We start from the raw sequence: 14,764 nt of genomic DNA on the forward strand, positions 1-14,764 counted from the left end.
CCGGCCCACCATGTGGTTCACCAAAGTCAGCCTCAAAAACCCCGTGTTCGCCACGATGGTGATGCTCGCCATCGTCGTGCTGGGCCTGTTCTCTTACCAGCGCCTCAAGGTCGATCAGTTCCCCAACATCGACTTCCCGGTGGTCGTGGTTACCGTGGACTACCCCGGGGCATCGCCTGAAATCGTCGAAAGCGAAGTCACCAAGAAGATCGAGGAAGGTGTCAACTCGATTGCAGGCATCAACGCCCTCACCTCACGCAGCTACGAGGGCACGGCGGTGGTCATCATCGAGTTCCAGCTGCACATCGATGGCCGCAAGGCCGCCGAAGACGTGCGCGAGAAGGTCGCCACCGTGCGCCCCCTGCTGCGCACCGAGGTCAAGGAGCCACGCGTGCTGCGCTTTGACCCGGCCAGCCGCGCCGTGTGGTCACTGGCCGTGCTGCCCGACGACACGGCGGGCTCCACGGCCCGCAGTGCCGTGGAGCTGACCACCTGGGCCGAGCAGATCCTGAAAAAGCGCCTCGAGAATGTGCGCGGCGTCGGCGCCGTGAACCTGGTGGGCGCCACCAAGCGCGAGATAAACATCTACCTGAACCCGCAGGCGCTGGAAGCGTTCGGCGTCACCCCCGACCAGGTGGCCAATGCCGTGCGCAACGAGAACCAGGACTTGCCGGTGGGCGCCATCCGCTCGCTGGCGCAGGAGCGCGTGGTGCAGATCGACGCCCGCATGCAACGCCCCGAGGACTTCGGCAAGATCATCGTTGCCCGCAAGAACAACGCGCCCGTGTACCTGGACCAGGTGGCCCGCGTGAACGATGGCGCACAGGAAGTGGAGAGCCTGGCGCTGTACAACGGCCAGCGCACGCTGCTGCTGTCGGTGCAGAAATCGCAGGAAGAGAACACCATCGAAGTGGTCGATGGACTGAACGCCGCCGTGGCCGAGTTGCGCAGCCAGCTGCCTCCTGGCGTGCGGCTGGAGACCATTGGCGACAGCGCCCGCCCCATCCGTGTGGCGGTCAACAACGTGCGCCAGACCCTGATCGAAGGCGCGGCACTCACGGTGCTCATCGTCTTTCTGTTCCTCAATTCCTGGCGCTCGACCGTGATCACGGGGCTGACCCTGCCGATTGCGCTGATCGGCACGTTCCTGTTCATGAACATGTTTGGCTTCACCATCAACATGATCACGCTGATGGCGCTCTCTCTGTGCGTGGGCCTGCTGATCGACGATGCCATCGTGGTGCGCGAGAACATCGTGCGCCATGTGCAGATGGGCAAAGGCGCCTACGCTGCCGCCATGGACGGCACGCAGGAGATTGGCCTGGCGGTGCTGGCCACCACGCTGTCCATCGTGGCGGTGTTCATGCCCATCGGCTTCATGGGCGGCATCATCGGCAAGTTCTTTCATGAGTTCGGCATCACCATCGTCGCGGCGGTGATGATCTCGATGTTTGTGAGCTTCACGCTCGACCCCATGCTCTCGAGCATCTGGCACGACCCGAGCATCCGCAGCCATGGTCAGCAGGTGGCCCCGGTCACCTTCTATGACAAGACCATCGGCCGCGTGACGGGCTGGTTCGAACGCGCGACAGACACCCTGGCCGAGGGTTACCAGCGCATTTTGCGCTGGTCACTGCTTCACAAGCTGACCACCATGGCAATCGCCCTGGGCATCTTCGTGCTGAGCATCTTCATGGTGCCGCTGCTGGGCACCGAGTTCGTGCCCAAGGCCGATTTTTCTGAGACCACCGTCAATTTCTACACCCCTGTCGGTTCATCGCTGGAGGCCACCGAGGCCAAGGCACGGCAGGTCGAGGGCATCCTGCGTGAGCTACCAGAAGTGCGCTACACCCTGGCCACGCTGAACACAGGCACCGCGCAGGGCAAGATTTACGCCAGCATCTACGTGCGCCTGGTGGACCGCAAGGACCGCACCCGCAGCGTGGACGACATGTCCACCGTGTTGCGCGAGCGCCTCAAAAGTGTGCCCGGCATCACGGTCACCCATGTGGGTCTGCTGGACCCGGTGGGGGGGCAAAAGCAGATCGAGTTTTCGCTGCAAGGGCCCGACCTGCAAGAACTGGAGCGCCTGACCCGTGTGGTGACTGAAAAGATCCGCGACATCCCCGGTCTGGTGGACCTGGACACCAGTGCCAAACCCGACAAACCCGTGATATCCCTGGCGGTAAAGCGCGACGTGGCATCCGACCTGGGCCTTTCGGTGGCGCCGATGGCAGCGTCGCTGCGCACGCTGGTGGCTGGCACCACCGTGGGCAATTGGCGCGCGCCCGACGACCAGACCTATGACGTGAACGTGCGCCTGGCCCCCGAGGCCCGCACCGCCCCCGAGGACCTTGCACGCCTGCCCTTTGCCCTGACGGCTGCCGATGGCACCACCCGCATCGTGCGCCTGAACCAGGTCGCCACCGTGGCCGAATCCACTGGCGCCAACCAGATCAATCGGCGCGACCTGACCCGCGAAGTGGCCGTGAATGCCAACGTGGGCCTGCGCTCGGCCGGCGAGGTATCGGCCGACATCAAGAAGGCGCTGGACAGCGTGAGCTTCCCGCCCGGCTACCGCTATCAGTTTGGCGGCTCCACCAAAAACATGGCCGAATCGTTTGGTTATGCGATTTCGGCGCTGGCCATGGCGATCATCTTCATCTACATGATCCTGGCCAGCCAGTTCAAGAGCTTCTTGCAGCCGCTGGCGCTCATGACGGCTTTGCCGCTCACCCTCATTGGTGTGGTGCTGGCGCTGTTGATGTTCCGCTCCACGCTGTCGATGTTTTCGATCATCGGCGTGGTGATGCTGATGGGCCTGGTGACCAAAAACGCCATCTTGCTGGTGGACTTTGCGATCCGCTCCCGCCAGGAGTACGTGAACGAAAACGGAGTCACCGTTCCCGGCCTGCCGCGATCGGATGCACTGCTGCTGGCCGCCCGCGTGCGCCTGCGCCCCATCCTGATGACCACACTGGCCATGATTTTTGGCATGGTGCCCCTGGCGTTTGCGTTGTCTGAAGGTTCCGAGCAGCGCGCGCCCATGGGCCAGGCGGTGATTGGCGGCGTGATTACGTCCTCGCTTTTGACGCTGGTCGTCGTGCCGGTGGTGTATTGCTACATGGACGATCTGGCCCAGTGGGCGCTTCGCAAGATGGGCCGCGCCAGCGCACAGCCCGAGGCCTCTAAAATCAAGGGTTTGTCCTGATCGTCTCGACACCCGCCCCCTACGGAGAAATTTCATGAACATGCCCCTGAACACGTCTGCCAACATCAGCGACCCCGTCGCCCAGGCCCGTTACAACATGATCGAGCAGCAGATCCGCCCCTGGAACGTGCTCGACGCTGACGTGCTGGAACTGCTGACGCAGGTGCACCGCGAAAACTTCGTGCCTGCCGCCTACCGCAGCATGGCGTTCATGGACATCGAAATCCCCTTGCTCGGCACTGATGCCGAAGAAGCCGTGCGCCTGGGCCACAGCATGCTGCAGCCCCGTGTCGAGGCCCGCATCCTGCAAGACATGCAAATCAAGCCCACCGACCGCGTGCTCGAAATTGGTGCGGGCTCGGGGTATATGGCTGCCTTGCTGGCCTCCCGTGCCGAGCGCGTTGTCTCGCTCGAAATCAACCCCGCCCTGGCCAGCATGGCCCACGACAACCTGCGCAATGCCGGCGTGGCCAACGCCGATGTGCGCCAGGCCGATGGTGCGCGCGACCCCATTCCCGATGGCCCGTTTGATGTGATCGTGCTCAGTGGTTCGGTGGTCGACGTGCCCCCTCACCTGCTGGCGTTGCTGCGCGACGGTGGCCGCCTGGGCGCCATCGTGGGCAGTGAGCCCGTGATGCGCTTCACCCTGGTCCGCCGCACGGGCGACCGCTTCGAGACCACCTCGCCGTGGGACACCATTGCGCCACGCCTTGTCCATTTCCCCGAACCCTCGGGCTTCACGTTCTGAGCCCCGCTTTCTGAGTCTTTTTCCTCGGAGTTCCGCATGATCGACCACGTCCGCCCTGCCCAGTTGTCTGCATGGTTTGCCACCGCGCCCGAAGGCAGCATGCCCCTGGTGCTGGACGTGCGCGAGCCCTGGGAGCTGCAAACCGCGAGTGTGCGGGCGGACGGTTTCGAACTGGTTGCCATTCCCATGGGCGAGCTGTCCGCGCGCCTGGCCGAACTCAACCCGGCCCGCCCCACCGCTTGCCTGTGCCACCACGGCGCACGCAGCCTGCGCGTGGCGGCGTTTCTGGATCACCACGATTTTGAGCGGGTGGCCAACATCACTGGCGGGATCGATGCCTGGTCGCATGAAGCCGATCCCGGCGTACCCCGCTACTGACCGGCCTGGCGCCCTTTTTAGGGGGTGCCGCCCTTTCGCCCCCGTTCATTCGATCCGCAGTTCCTCCGAAAGACTTCCATGACACCGCTCCGGCCTCTCTCCCTGTCACTTCTGTCCATGGCGCTGGGCACAGCGCTGTGTGCCCCGGCGCAGGCGCAGAGCCTGCTGGAACTGGTGGAATCGGCGCGGACCTACGACACCACCTGGCAATCGGCCCGTGCCCAGCTGGACGCCGCCGCACGCCGAGCCGATCAAGCCCGCGCGGGCCTGCTGCCCTCGGCAGCCCTGTCCAGTGGCCTGAACCGGTCGAATGTGGAGTTGAGCCGCCCTTCCATCCAAAACACCGGCACGGCCCAGACCGTGGGCATCAATGCCACCCAGCCGTTGTATCGGCCTGCCAACCGCATCACCCTGCAACAGGGTGAACGCGGCGTGGATGTGGCCCAGGCGCAGCTGGATGCGGCCACGCAGGATCTGCTGGTGCGGGTGAGCCAGGCCTATTTCGACGTGCTCGCCGCACAAGACACGTTGACCTTTGTGCAGGCCCAGAAAGCCGCCGTCTCCGAGCAGCTCGCATCGGCCAAGCGCAACTTCGAAGTGGGCACCACCACGGTGACCGATTCGCGCGAAGCGCAGGCCCGCTACGACCTCGTGATCGCCCAAGAGATCGCCGCCGAAAACGATTTGCGCGTCAAGCACCTCGCGCTCGACCAACTGGTGGGTATTGCCGGTGCCCAGCCCCGACCCTTGGCCTTGCCGGTGCAAGTGCCCAGCGTGTTGCCCGACAACGTGGCCACCTGGGTGGAAACCGCACGCGAGCAACAACCGGCCGTGCGCCAGGCGGCCATTGCCCTGGACATTGCACGCCTCGAAACCAAAAAAGCCGAAACCGGCCACCTGCCTACGGTGGACCTGCAAGCGGGCTACAACATCACGCGCAACGTGAACGGCACGATCACGGCGCCAGGCATTACCAGCCGCGCCAACAGCGCCAGTGTGGGTGTAGCCCTGAATCTGCCGCTTTTTGCCGGTTTTGCCGTGCAAAACCGCGTGAAAGAAACCCTGGCACTTGAAGAAAAAGCCGCCGCCGACCTCGAAACGGCCCGCCGCAACGTCGCCCAAGCCACACGCGCCGCGTTCTTTGGGGTGCAGTCAGGCCAGGGCCAGGTGCAGGCCCTTGAGGCCGCCGAGGCCTCCAGCCAGAGCGCGCTCGATGCCAACAAGCTGGGGTATCAGGTGGGCGTGCGCATCAACATCGATGTGCTCAATGCCCAAAGCCAGCTCTTCCAGACCAAACGCGACCTGGCGCAGGCCCGCTACAACGTCTTGCTGGGCACGCTCAAGCTGCGCCAGGCCGCTGGCACGCTCACGCCCGATGATGTGCAGGCGATCAACGCGCTGCTGGTGAAATAAGCGTATTCAAGGGATTCGGAACCGGGCCCGAGCGCACGGTGCCGAACCACGGTTCAATGCACGGCGTCCAGTGCCTGCGCCAGATCGGCCACCAGGTCGTCAGGGTGCTCGATGCCCACACTCAGGCGTATCAACCCCTCGGTCACGCCGTTGGCGGCCCGGGCCTGGGCCGAAACAAAACTGTGGGTGGTGCTGGCCGGGTGGCAGGCCAGGCTGTCCACATCGCCCAATGACACGGCCTGCGTGAACAGCGCCAGCCGGTTAAGCACCTGTGCGGCCACCGCGCGTTCGCTCTGCGCCAGCTCGAAGGACACCATGCCGCCAAAACCGCCCTGCAGCTGGCGCTGCGCCAGCGCGTGCTGCGGGTGCCCCGGCAAGCCAGGGTAATGCACGGCGCGCACGGCGGGGTGCGACGCCAGGAAACGCGCCACCGCCGCAGCGCCCTCGCAATGGGCGGCCATGCGCAGCGGCAGGGTCTTGATGCCGCGCAGAAACAAAAAAGCCTCTTGCGGCGCCAGGTTGCCGCCCACATGGCCCAGCCCGGTCTTGCGGATGTTGCCCACCAGCGCTTCGGAGCCCGCCACCAGGCCACCCGTGGCGTCGCCGTGGCCGCCGAGGTATTTGGTCATGGAATGCAACACCAGATCGATGCCACAGGCGAGTGGGCGCAGCAGGCACGGCGTGCAAAAGGTGTTGTCGGCCACGGTGATCGCGCCGTGCGCGCGCGCCACGGCGGCCACCTGCGCCAGGTCGTGCAGGCGCAGCGTGGGGTTGGAGAGGGTTTCGACCCAGACCATGCGGGTAGCCGGGGTCAGGCAGGCGGAGAGCCCAGGCACCGTGGCATCCACCACCTTGATCCCCCAACGCTCGCCCAGCGACCGCAGCAGGCTTTCGGTGCCGCCGTACAGTGGGCCCAGGAACACCAGCTCATCGCCGGGGTTCAGCAACCCCAGCAGCACAGACGAAGAGGCCGCCGTGCCACTTGAAAACGCCACGGCCGCCTCTGCCCCTTCGAGGTCGGCCATCTTGGCCTCCAGCGCGGCCACGGTGGGGTTGGCGAAGCGGCTGTAGCGGTAGCCCGCTGCCTCACCGGCAAAGATGGCGGCGCCACGCTCCAGCGTGCCATAGCCAAAGGCCGTGGTCTGGTTGATGGGGGTGGCAATGGCGCCTGTGGTGGGGTCGGGGTGCTGCCCAGCGTGGACAGCGCGGGTGCGCAGGTGGGTCATGGTGCTGGAAGAAAAAAGCGGCGGTGGCCAAACAAGGACGGCGAAGCGAACGGTGCCTCAGAACGCGTTCACGATCTAAGCGGTCATTGTGCTCCACTCTTCATAGCTGCCAGCGCAGGCACCATAAGCGCGGGAGGGTGTTTTGGCACCAACCCGGCCTCGGGTGCGAGACAGCACCTGCCCGCCTACGATGGCACCGCAAACAGCACAGCCCAGCACCCCGGATCGCCCGCCAGCAGATCCAGGTCGTTGGTGGAGGGCCGCTCGCAAGGCCGCGCACCCAGTTCGCGCGCCAGAGCAGCAGCGGCGGGTGAAAAGTAGGCCATGGCCTCGCACTGCAAGCGCCCTTCCAGCTCGTGGCGGGTGAAAACGGCCATGTCCAGCGGCTTGCCTGCGGCCTGAAACAGGGCGTCAAACTGCTCACGCAAGGCTTCTTTGGGCTCAAAGGCCATCACCCCATCGCCGAGGGACTGCGAAAACCAGGTCTGCACGTGTGGCTCCTTTGTTCATCCAACCGTTGTTGCGCTCCGAGATCCGATCATCCGGGCCAGGGCACAACGCGCCACCCTACTCCCGCGTTCGGGTGGCGGCAAGTACATCGGCCAGTGCGTGGGCCGTGCGCTCGGCGGCACCCCGGTGCGCTTGTGCGAACTGCAGGGCCTGCGCGCGGCCCAACGCCAGGCGCTGGGGGTTGCCGGCCCATTCGCAGGCCACGCGCAGGCCCTGCGCCATGTCCGCCACGCGCTGCGCCGCCCCTGCGCTGCATGCGGCATCTGCGGCTTGCGCAAAGTTGAAGGTATGGGGGCCCAGCACCACCGGGCACCCGCAAGCGGCCGCCTCGATCAGGTTCTGGCCACCCAACGGGGCAAAACTGCCCCCGAGCAAGGCGACGTCGGCCAGGCCGTAATACAGCACCATCTCCCCCAGGCTGTCGCCCAGCCACACATCGGCATCTTCGGGCGTTGCGGGCGCGCTGTGCCACTGGCTGCGGCGCGACACACGCAGGCCCGCACGCGCCAAGAGCTCGGCCACCTCGTCAAAACGCTGGGGGTGGCGAGGCACGATGAGCCATTGCACCTCGGCGGACGCCGGGGGGATGGTGGCGCTTGCTTCATTATTGATAGCTGCTTGCGCTTTATGGACAAGCGCTGGCGCCTGTTTTTGCTTCAGAACATCGAGCCACAGGGTTTCTTCGCCCTCACGGCTGCTGGCCAGCAAAACCACCGGGCGGGCGCTGGTGGCCCGCCATGCGCGGCCCTGCGCCAACTGGCTGGCGTCGGGCACCACATCAAACTTGAGGTTGCCAAACACGCCACGCACATTGGTGCCCAGGGCCCGAAGGCGGATCGCATCTTCTTCGGTCTGCGCCCAGGCCGCCGACAACCCGCTGTAGGCGGGCCGCGCCAGTGCCGCCACGCGCTGTGCCTTGCGCAGCGATTTTTCGTTGAAGCGTGCATTGGCCAGCACCAGGGGCACACCCTGCTTGCGGCACCCGGCCACGAGGTTGGGCCAGACCTCGGTTTCCATCAGCACGCCGATGGCCGGCTTGAATTTGCGCAGAAACCGCGCCACGGCGCCCGGTGTGTCCCACGGCAGCCAGACCTGCATGTCACCGGGCAACAGCCATTTCTCCCCCTCAGCCCGGCCGGTGGCGGTGCCATGCGTGAGCAGCAGGCGCATGTCTGGCCACTGCGCCCGCAGGGCTGCCACCAAGATGGCAGCGGCCCGGGTCTCCCCCAGCGAGACGGCATGGATCCACACAAAACGGCCCATCACATTCATGCTGCTGTGGGGCATGAGGCTGTCGATGGGTTGCGGATAGCGGCCAAACCGCTCGCCCACCGCAACGGCATAGCCAGGCTCGGCCACGGCACGGCGGCGCAGCTTGCGGCGCAGCAGGGGCTGGGCGCACCAGGTGAACAGCGAATACAGGGCGCGTGCGGCGTTCATGCAAGCGCTTCCAGCGCAACCACCTCACCCGACCAGACCGCATCGGGCCCACGCGTCGCAAGCACCAGACAGGTGCTCGCCCCCGGCGCTGCCACCACCAACCGGCCCCCTGGCGCCCAGAAAGCGCTGCGGCCCACGCTGACGTAGCCGCCCGACGGCCCCCCATGGTTGGCCACCAGCACGCCCATGGTGTGGTCCCTGGCGTAACCCTGGAGCTGGGCCGATTCGGGCCCGTACCCTTTTTCCGAGATCAGTGCGCCGCTTGCATACAGCGCAGCGCCTGCCATGGCCGCTGCGTGCGCATGTTCCGGGTGGGTAGCGTCGGCGCAGATGGCCAGGCCCGTGGCCTCGCCCGCCAAAACCCGCACCTGGGCATCTTCATCACCGGCGCTTGCAAACTGCTCTTCGCTGCCGTGCAGATGCCGTTTGCGGTACAGCGCCACAGATCCGTCCGCGCCTAGCACCCACGCACCGATGGCGGGAAGGCCCCCGGCCATTGCCGGTGCTGCCGGGCCGCCCACTACCAGCGTCATGCCAAGGTGGTGTGCTGCCTGGCGCAGCGGTGCCAGCGCGGCATGGCCGGCATCCAGCACATGGCCAGCCAGCAAGGGCAACTCATAGCCCGTCAGCGACAGCTCCGGAAACACCAGCAGTTGCACACCCCGGTGCGCCGCCGCCTGCGCCAGCACCAGGTGCGTCTGCACATTGCGCGCGACATCTCCGGGCACCGAGCAGGCTTGCGCCGCCGCAATGCGCAAAGGGATAGATAAAGAGGGATTCACGCGGCGTACGGACAAGGAGGAAGGAGGAAGGAGGAAGGAAGGCTTCGGGACTGAGGCATGCAGGGCTGGACGGCCGCTACGGCTGCAGGGCGCAGATGCCCATGACCACGCGGCGCCCGCGCCACCGTCAGTGGCTGGCAGCCCCCACATGGGCATCGGGCTTGACCCGGTGCAGCAGCGCGAGCATGGCCGCTTCGATGCGCGCCAGGGCTTCGGTGGTATGCCCTTCAAAGCGCAACACCAGCACCGGCGTGGTGTTGCTGGCGCGGATCAGGCCAAAGCCATCGGGCCAGTCCACACGCAGACCGTCGATGGTGCTGATGGTGGCAGGCGCAGTGAAGGTCTCGGCGGCCAGGGCTTGCAACTCGGCCGTCAGGCGGTGGGGTTCGCCCTCGGCGCAGGCCACGTTCAGCTCAGGCGTGGAGAAGCTGGTGGGCAGCGCGTTGAGCACCGCGCTCGGGTCGCTGCTGCGGCTCAGAATTTCCAGCAGGCGGCAGCCTGCGTAGGTGCCGTCGTCAAAGCCGTACCAGCGCTCCTTGAAGAAGATGTGGCCGCTCATCTCGCCGCCCAACGGGGAGTTGGTCTCCTTCATGCGCGCCTTGATGAGCGAGTGGCCGGTCTTGAACATCACCGGCACACCACCTGCCGCTGCAATGGCGGGCGCCAGGCGCTGGGTGCATTTCACGTCGAAGATGATCTCGCCACCGGGCACGCGCGAGAGCACGTCTTGGGCAAACAGCATCATCTGGCGGTCGGGGAAGATGTTGGTGCCTTCCTTGGTCACGATGCCTAAGCGGTCGCCGTCGCCGTCGAAGGCCAGGCCCAGCTCTGCATCGCTGCTCTTCAAGGCCTCGATCAAATCGCGCAGGTTCTCGGGCTTGCTCGGGTCGGGGTGGTGGTTGGGGAAGTTGCCATCCACCTCCGAGAACAGCTCGACCACCTCGCAGCCCAGCGCACGGAAGATGTCGGGGGCCGAGGCACCCGCAATGCCGTTGCCGCAGTCCACCACGATCTTGATCGGCCGGGCCAGCTTCACGTCACCCACGATGCGATCGCGGTACGCAGGCAGCACATCCACATGCCGCACCGAGCCGCCGGGCAGCAGTTGCCAGCTTTCCTGCTCCATGGTGCGGCGCAGGGCCTGGATCTCTTCGCCATAGATGGCGCGGCCATTGAGCACCATCTTGAAGCCGTTGTAGTCCTTGGGATTGTGGCTGCCGGTAACCTGGATGCCGCTGTTGCACAGCGTGCTGGCCGCAAAGTACAAAAGGGGCGTGGTGACCAGGCCCACGTCGATCACCTCAATGCCCGCCTCCACCAAGCCCCGGATCAGCGCCGCCGACATGGCAGGGCCCGACAGGCGGCCATCACGCCCCACGGCCACCGTGGTCTGCCCTTCGGCGCGGGCGGCGGTGCCAAAGGCCCGGCCCAGGCCCAGGGCCACGTCTTCGTTCAGGGTGGACGGCACGATGCCGCGGATGTCATAGGCTTTGAAAATGGCGGGGGTAGGTTGCACGCAGAAGGGCCTTTCGCGATGGGGGTTGAAAGTCCGCTGCATTGTAGGCGGCGCCTTTTGCAGCATCTGTCAGCCAATGCCGCCCGGTGGAGCGCACCGCCGGGCCAACAGCCCGAGGCACATGTCCGAAAACGGCTAGTGATGCCGAATCAGCCTCCTATGATTCAGCCCATGACATTGGCCAAACCGCCCTCCCTTGCCGCTACCGCAACCGCCGCAGAAACCGCGTCGGACGAGGGCCGCTACCTGGCCGTGCTGGCCCGCGATGCACGGTTTGACGGGCACTTTTTCACCGCAGTGACCTCCACCGGCATCTACTGCCGCCCGGTGTGCGCCGTGCGCGCGCCCCGGCGTGAAAACTGCCGCTTCTATGCCCTGGCCGCGCAGGCCGAGAGTGCCGGGTTTCGCCCCTGCCTGCGTTGCCGGCCCGAGGTCGCACCCCAGGCGCTGGTGTGGTCGGTGCAGGACGCCAGCGGCATCCTGGTGCAGCAGGCCGTGCGCCTGCTCGATGCCCCCGATCTGTGGCCGCACCCTTCGACCCCGGGCACCCCGGGTGAAGGTGCCACCGTGGCCCGCCTGGCACAGCGCCTGGGTGTGAGCGACCGCCACCTGCGGCGCATCTTTGAAGCCGCGCTGGGTGTCTCGCCGCTGCAATATCTGCAGACCCGGCGGTTGCTCACGGCCAAACAGCTGCTCACCGACACGGCCATGCCCGTGACGCAGGTGGCGCTGGCCAGCGGTTTTGCCAGCGTGCGCCGCTTCAACGCCGCGTTTGCCGGGCACTATGGCCTGAACCCCACCCAGCTGCGGCGCAGCGGCGTTGATAGCACGACCAGTCCGGGCGCGGGCCGCACCAGCGCACTGCGACTGGCCTGGCGCCCGCCCTTTGATGTGGCCGCCCTGCTGGCCTTTTTTGAAAAACGGCAGTTCCATGGCGTGGAATGGGTCGTGCACGGCACCGACGGCCCCGGCCTGCGCCGCACGGTGCGGCTGCCCAGCACCCGCACCGGATTGCCGCAAGAAACCACTGGCTGGCTCAGTGCCCGTTTTGACGCAACCCGCCACCAGGTGGTGCTGCAGACCAGCGACAGCCTGTACCCCGTGCTGCCGCTCGTGATCCGCCGCGTGCGCGCCATGCTCGACCTTGATGCCGACCCGGCCGCCATCAACGCTGTGCTGCACCCCCACTTCCCCGAAGGCGACGGCCTGCGCGTGCCCGGTGCATTTGACGGCTTCGAGCTGGCCGTGCGTGCCGTGCTGGGCCAGCAGATCACCGTGGCCGCCGCCCGCACGCTGGGCCAGCGCCTGGTGGAGCGGCTGGGTGAGCCCATCGAAACGCCCTGGCCTGAGCTGCACCGGCTGTTCCCCACCGCCACGACCTTGGCCAACGCCGATGGCGACACGCTGGGCCAGTTGGGCATCGTGCGCCAGCGCCAAGCCGCCATCGTCGCGCTGGCCCGGGCGGTGGACAGCGGCGCTTTGGCCCTGCATGCGGGCGCCGATGTCGAAAAAACCACCGCCGCCCTGTGCGCCCTGCCCGGCATTGGCGACTGGACGGCCCAGTACATCGCCATGCGGGTGCTGCGCTGGCCCGACGCCTTCCCGGCCGCAGATGTGGCACTGCACAAGGCGCTGTCTGTGCAGGGGCACAAGAACCCGGCCCGCGCCGCTGCCGAGGCCTCGCAGGCGTGGCGGCCCTGGCGCAGCTATGCGGTGCTGCGTGCGTGGGCGGCGGGCAGCATCGCCAGCCCCGCCCCGCCCCGCCAACCGATTCACTACAAAAACAATCGCTGCTAGCGCTTATGTATCAAGCGCTATCGGCCCATTTCATTCAAAAACAGTTCCACTGAACCATGCAATTCCATCCCCATACCGTGCAGATGCGCACCTCCACCACGCTGGGACCGGTGCGCCTGGCAGCATCGCCCACCGGCCTCGCTGGCGTGTGGTTTGAAGGCCAGCGCCACGAGCCCAGCACGCAGCTCCATGGCCCGGCAGCCTGGGCCGACGCGGCTGGCCACCCGGTGCTGCAGGAGGCAGCCCGCCAGCTCCGGCAGTACCTTTGCGGTGAGCGCGCCGGGTTTGACCTGCCGCTGGACCTCTCGGGCGGCACGCCGTTCCAGCAGGAGGTGTGGCGCGCCTTGCTCGCCGTAGGCCGTGGCGCCACCACCAGCTATGGCGCCTTGAGCCGCCAGCTGGGCCGCCCGCTGGCCGTGCGGGCGGTGGGCGCCGCCGTGGGGCGCAACCCGATCAGCGTGGTCGTACCCTGCCACCGGGTGGTAGGCACCGACGGCAGCCTTACCGGCTATGCCGGAGGCCTCGACCGAAAAAGGGCCTTGCTGACCCTGGAGAATGCACAACCCGGTGGCCCAGCCGCCTACCCACACGACAACAACCACCACAAAGGATGCGCATGAACAGCCAGGGAACCCAGCCTGTATCGACCTGGATCGGAGAATTCATCCTGCTGGCGGCCTTGTGGGGCGCATCGTTTCTCTTCATGCGCATGGGCGCGGCTGAATTCGGCCCGCTGCCCATGGTCGGTTTGCGCGTGATGCTGGCCACGGTGTTCCTGTGGCCCATCATGATGCGCCAGGGCCACTGGCCCGCATTGCGCAGGCACTGGCGGCCCATCATGGTGGCGGGGGTCCTCAATTCGGCCATTCCGTTTGCGCTGTTTGCCTGGGCCGTGATGCACATTGCCACCGGCCTGACCTCCATCCTCAACGCCACCGTGCCGCTGTTTGGCGCGCTGGTGGCCTGGATCTGGCTGGGTGACCGCATCAACCGCCTGCGCTGGGCGGGGCTGGCCCTGGGGTTTATCGGGGTGGCGTTGCTGGCCTGGCGGGCCCCTGCGGGCACCGGGTTCAAGACCGAACATGCCGGTTGGGCCATTGCGGCCTGCCTGGCGGCTTCCAGCTTTTATGGCCTGTCGGCCAGCTTCGCACGGCGCTACCTCACGGGCATTCCCCCACTGGCCACGGCCACCGGCAGCCAACTGGGCGCGTCGCTGGGCCTGGCACTGCCCACCGTGTGGCTCTGGCCTGCGCAAATGCCCGGACTGCGTGCCTGGGCGGCCATTGGGGCCATCGCCGTGTTGTGCACCGGCATTGCCTACATCCTGTACTTTCGCCTCATCGCGCACGCAGGCCCCAGCCGCGCGCTGGCGGTGACCTTCATCGCCCCCGTGTTCGCCGTGTTCTACGGCAGCTTGTTCCTGGGCGAGAGGGTTACGCCCTGGATGATTGGCTGCGCCCTGGTGATCGTGTGCGGCACGATGTTGTCAACCGGACTTGTCAGGACGCTCAGGCTTGCGCCGCCGCCTTCTCAACGGTGAGCGCCTGTTCAAAGTCTTTTTGGGGATCGCATTGGAGTGCAATCGCCCGATTTCACTCCAACTCTTTGGGCAAGTGCCTTGCCGGGAGGTCTGCGGCGTTGCCGCGCCTAGCATCCCATCCCGGCTAGGTACTTGTGCGACTCCCAAAAGACATTGAACAGGCTCTAAACTCTGCCCATGGGTTTCTTATCGGTGTCGTGTGA

At 66.4% G+C, this 14,764-nt stretch carries 12 protein-coding genes; 7 read left to right on the forward strand and 5 right to left on the reverse strand.

Translation table 11 applies throughout. The features are described from left to right. The first annotated feature begins 10 nt into the window (after positions 1-10). The 4 genes from KI609_RS12375 to KI609_RS12390 all read left to right on the forward strand — a co-directional run bounded on the left by KI609_RS12375 (position 11) and on the right by KI609_RS12390 (position 5,750). Positions 11-3,211, forward strand: coding sequence for an efflux RND transporter permease subunit (locus tag KI609_RS12375; RefSeq protein WP_226443646.1), 3,201 nt, complete (start codon positions 11-13; stop codon positions 3,209-3,211). Positions 3,212-3,245: 34 nt separating this feature from the next. Then, positions 3,246-3,959 (forward strand): protein-L-isoaspartate O-methyltransferase family protein, encoded by a 714-nt coding sequence (locus KI609_RS12380; protein ID WP_226443648.1) that lies wholly within the window; start codon positions 3,246-3,248, stop codon positions 3,957-3,959. Between the two features lie 36 nt (positions 3,960-3,995). Next, entirely contained in the window at positions 3,996-4,337 is a 342-nt protein-coding gene (locus KI609_RS12385; protein WP_226443650.1) for a rhodanese-like domain-containing protein, read from the forward strand. A gap of 78 nt (positions 4,338-4,415) precedes the next feature. After that, positions 4,416-5,750: a TolC family outer membrane protein gene (locus tag KI609_RS12390; RefSeq protein WP_226443652.1), complete on the forward strand. Its 1,335-nt coding sequence runs from the start codon at positions 4,416-4,418 to the stop codon at positions 5,748-5,750. 53 nt (positions 5,751-5,803) lie between these two features. Here the strand turns inward: KI609_RS12390 and KI609_RS12395 are convergent, their stop codons facing one another. The 5 genes from KI609_RS12395 to KI609_RS12415 all read right to left on the reverse strand — a co-directional run bounded on the left by KI609_RS12395 (position 5,804) and on the right by KI609_RS12415 (position 11,224). Beyond that, the gene (locus KI609_RS12395; protein ID WP_226443654.1) at positions 5,804-6,976 is read right to left on the reverse strand and encodes a trans-sulfuration enzyme family protein; all 1,173 of its coding nucleotides are present in this window, start codon (positions 6,974-6,976) and stop codon (positions 5,804-5,806) included. A gap of 185 nt (positions 6,977-7,161) precedes the next feature. Then, entirely contained in the window at positions 7,162-7,467 is a 306-nt protein-coding gene (locus KI609_RS12400) for a hypothetical protein (protein WP_226443655.1), read from the reverse strand. Positions 7,468-7,543: 76 nt separating this feature from the next. Continuing rightward, positions 7,544-8,926 (reverse strand): 3-deoxy-D-manno-octulosonic acid transferase, encoded by a 1,383-nt coding sequence (locus KI609_RS12405; protein WP_226443656.1) that lies wholly within the window; start codon positions 8,924-8,926, stop codon positions 7,544-7,546. Then, positions 8,923-9,723, reverse strand: coding sequence for a carbon-nitrogen hydrolase family protein (locus tag KI609_RS12410; RefSeq protein ID WP_226443657.1), 801 nt, complete (start codon positions 9,721-9,723; stop codon positions 8,923-8,925). Before KI609_RS12410 ends, KI609_RS12405 begins: the two co-directional genes overlap by 4 nt. A 112-nt stretch (positions 9,724-9,835) precedes the next feature. Then, positions 9,836-11,224, reverse strand: a complete 1,389-nt coding sequence (locus KI609_RS12415; RefSeq protein ID WP_226443658.1) for a phosphomannomutase/phosphoglucomutase — start codon at positions 11,222-11,224, stop codon at positions 9,836-9,838. 171 nt (positions 11,225-11,395) lie between these two features. Here KI609_RS12415 and KI609_RS12420 point away from each other — a divergent pair, with 171 nt between their 5' ends. From KI609_RS12420 to KI609_RS12430, 3 genes are read left to right on the forward strand one after another with little or no spacing between them, the layout of a single operon-like run. Beyond that, the gene (locus KI609_RS12420) at positions 11,396-13,021 is read left to right on the forward strand and encodes a DNA-3-methyladenine glycosylase 2 family protein (protein WP_226443659.1); all 1,626 of its coding nucleotides are present in this window, start codon (positions 11,396-11,398) and stop codon (positions 13,019-13,021) included. Positions 13,022-13,077: 56 nt separating this feature from the next. Continuing rightward, positions 13,078-13,641 carry a methylated-DNA--[protein]-cysteine S-methyltransferase gene (locus tag KI609_RS12425; RefSeq protein WP_226443660.1) on the forward strand — a complete coding sequence of 188 codons (564 nt, stop codon included), beginning with the start codon at positions 13,078-13,080 and terminating at the stop codon, positions 13,639-13,641. Further along, the gene (locus tag KI609_RS12430) at positions 13,638-14,561 is read left to right on the forward strand and encodes a DMT family transporter (protein WP_226443661.1); all 924 of its coding nucleotides are present in this window, start codon (positions 13,638-13,640) and stop codon (positions 14,559-14,561) included. Before KI609_RS12425 ends, KI609_RS12430 begins: the two co-directional genes overlap by 4 nt. Positions 14,562-14,764: the final 203 nt, after the last annotated feature.

Origin of the sequence: Acidovorax radicis (assembly GCF_020510705.1) — a bacterium.
In the GTDB taxonomy this organism is placed as follows: Bacteria; Pseudomonadota; Gammaproteobacteria; order Burkholderiales; family Burkholderiaceae_C; genus Acidovorax; species Acidovorax radicis_A.

Bases quoted from the DNA above. Each gene is read 5' to 3' on its own strand.
- KI609_RS12375 (WP_226443646.1), top strand. From the start codon at position 11: ATGTGGTTCACCAAAGTCAGCCTCAAAAACCCCGTGTTCGCCACGATG.
- KI609_RS12380 (WP_226443648.1), top strand. From the start codon at position 3,246: ATGAACATGCCCCTGAACACGTCTGCCAACATCAGCGACCCCGTCGCC.
- KI609_RS12385 (WP_226443650.1), top strand. From the start codon at position 3,996: ATGATCGACCACGTCCGCCCTGCCCAGTTGTCTGCATGGTTTGCCACC.
- KI609_RS12390 (WP_226443652.1), top strand. From the start codon at position 4,416: ATGACACCGCTCCGGCCTCTCTCCCTGTCACTTCTGTCCATGGCGCTG.
- KI609_RS12395 (WP_226443654.1), bottom strand. From the start codon at position 6,976: ATGACCCACCTGCGCACCCGCGCTGTCCACGCTGGGCAGCACCCCGAC.
- KI609_RS12405 (WP_226443656.1), bottom strand. From the start codon at position 8,926: ATGAACGCCGCACGCGCCCTGTATTCGCTGTTCACCTGGTGCGCCCAG.
- KI609_RS12420 (WP_226443659.1), top strand. From the start codon at position 11,396: ATGACATTGGCCAAACCGCCCTCCCTTGCCGCTACCGCAACCGCCGCA.
- KI609_RS12425 (WP_226443660.1), top strand. From the start codon at position 13,078: ATGCAATTCCATCCCCATACCGTGCAGATGCGCACCTCCACCACGCTG.
- KI609_RS12430 (WP_226443661.1), top strand. From the start codon at position 13,638: ATGAACAGCCAGGGAACCCAGCCTGTATCGACCTGGATCGGAGAATTC.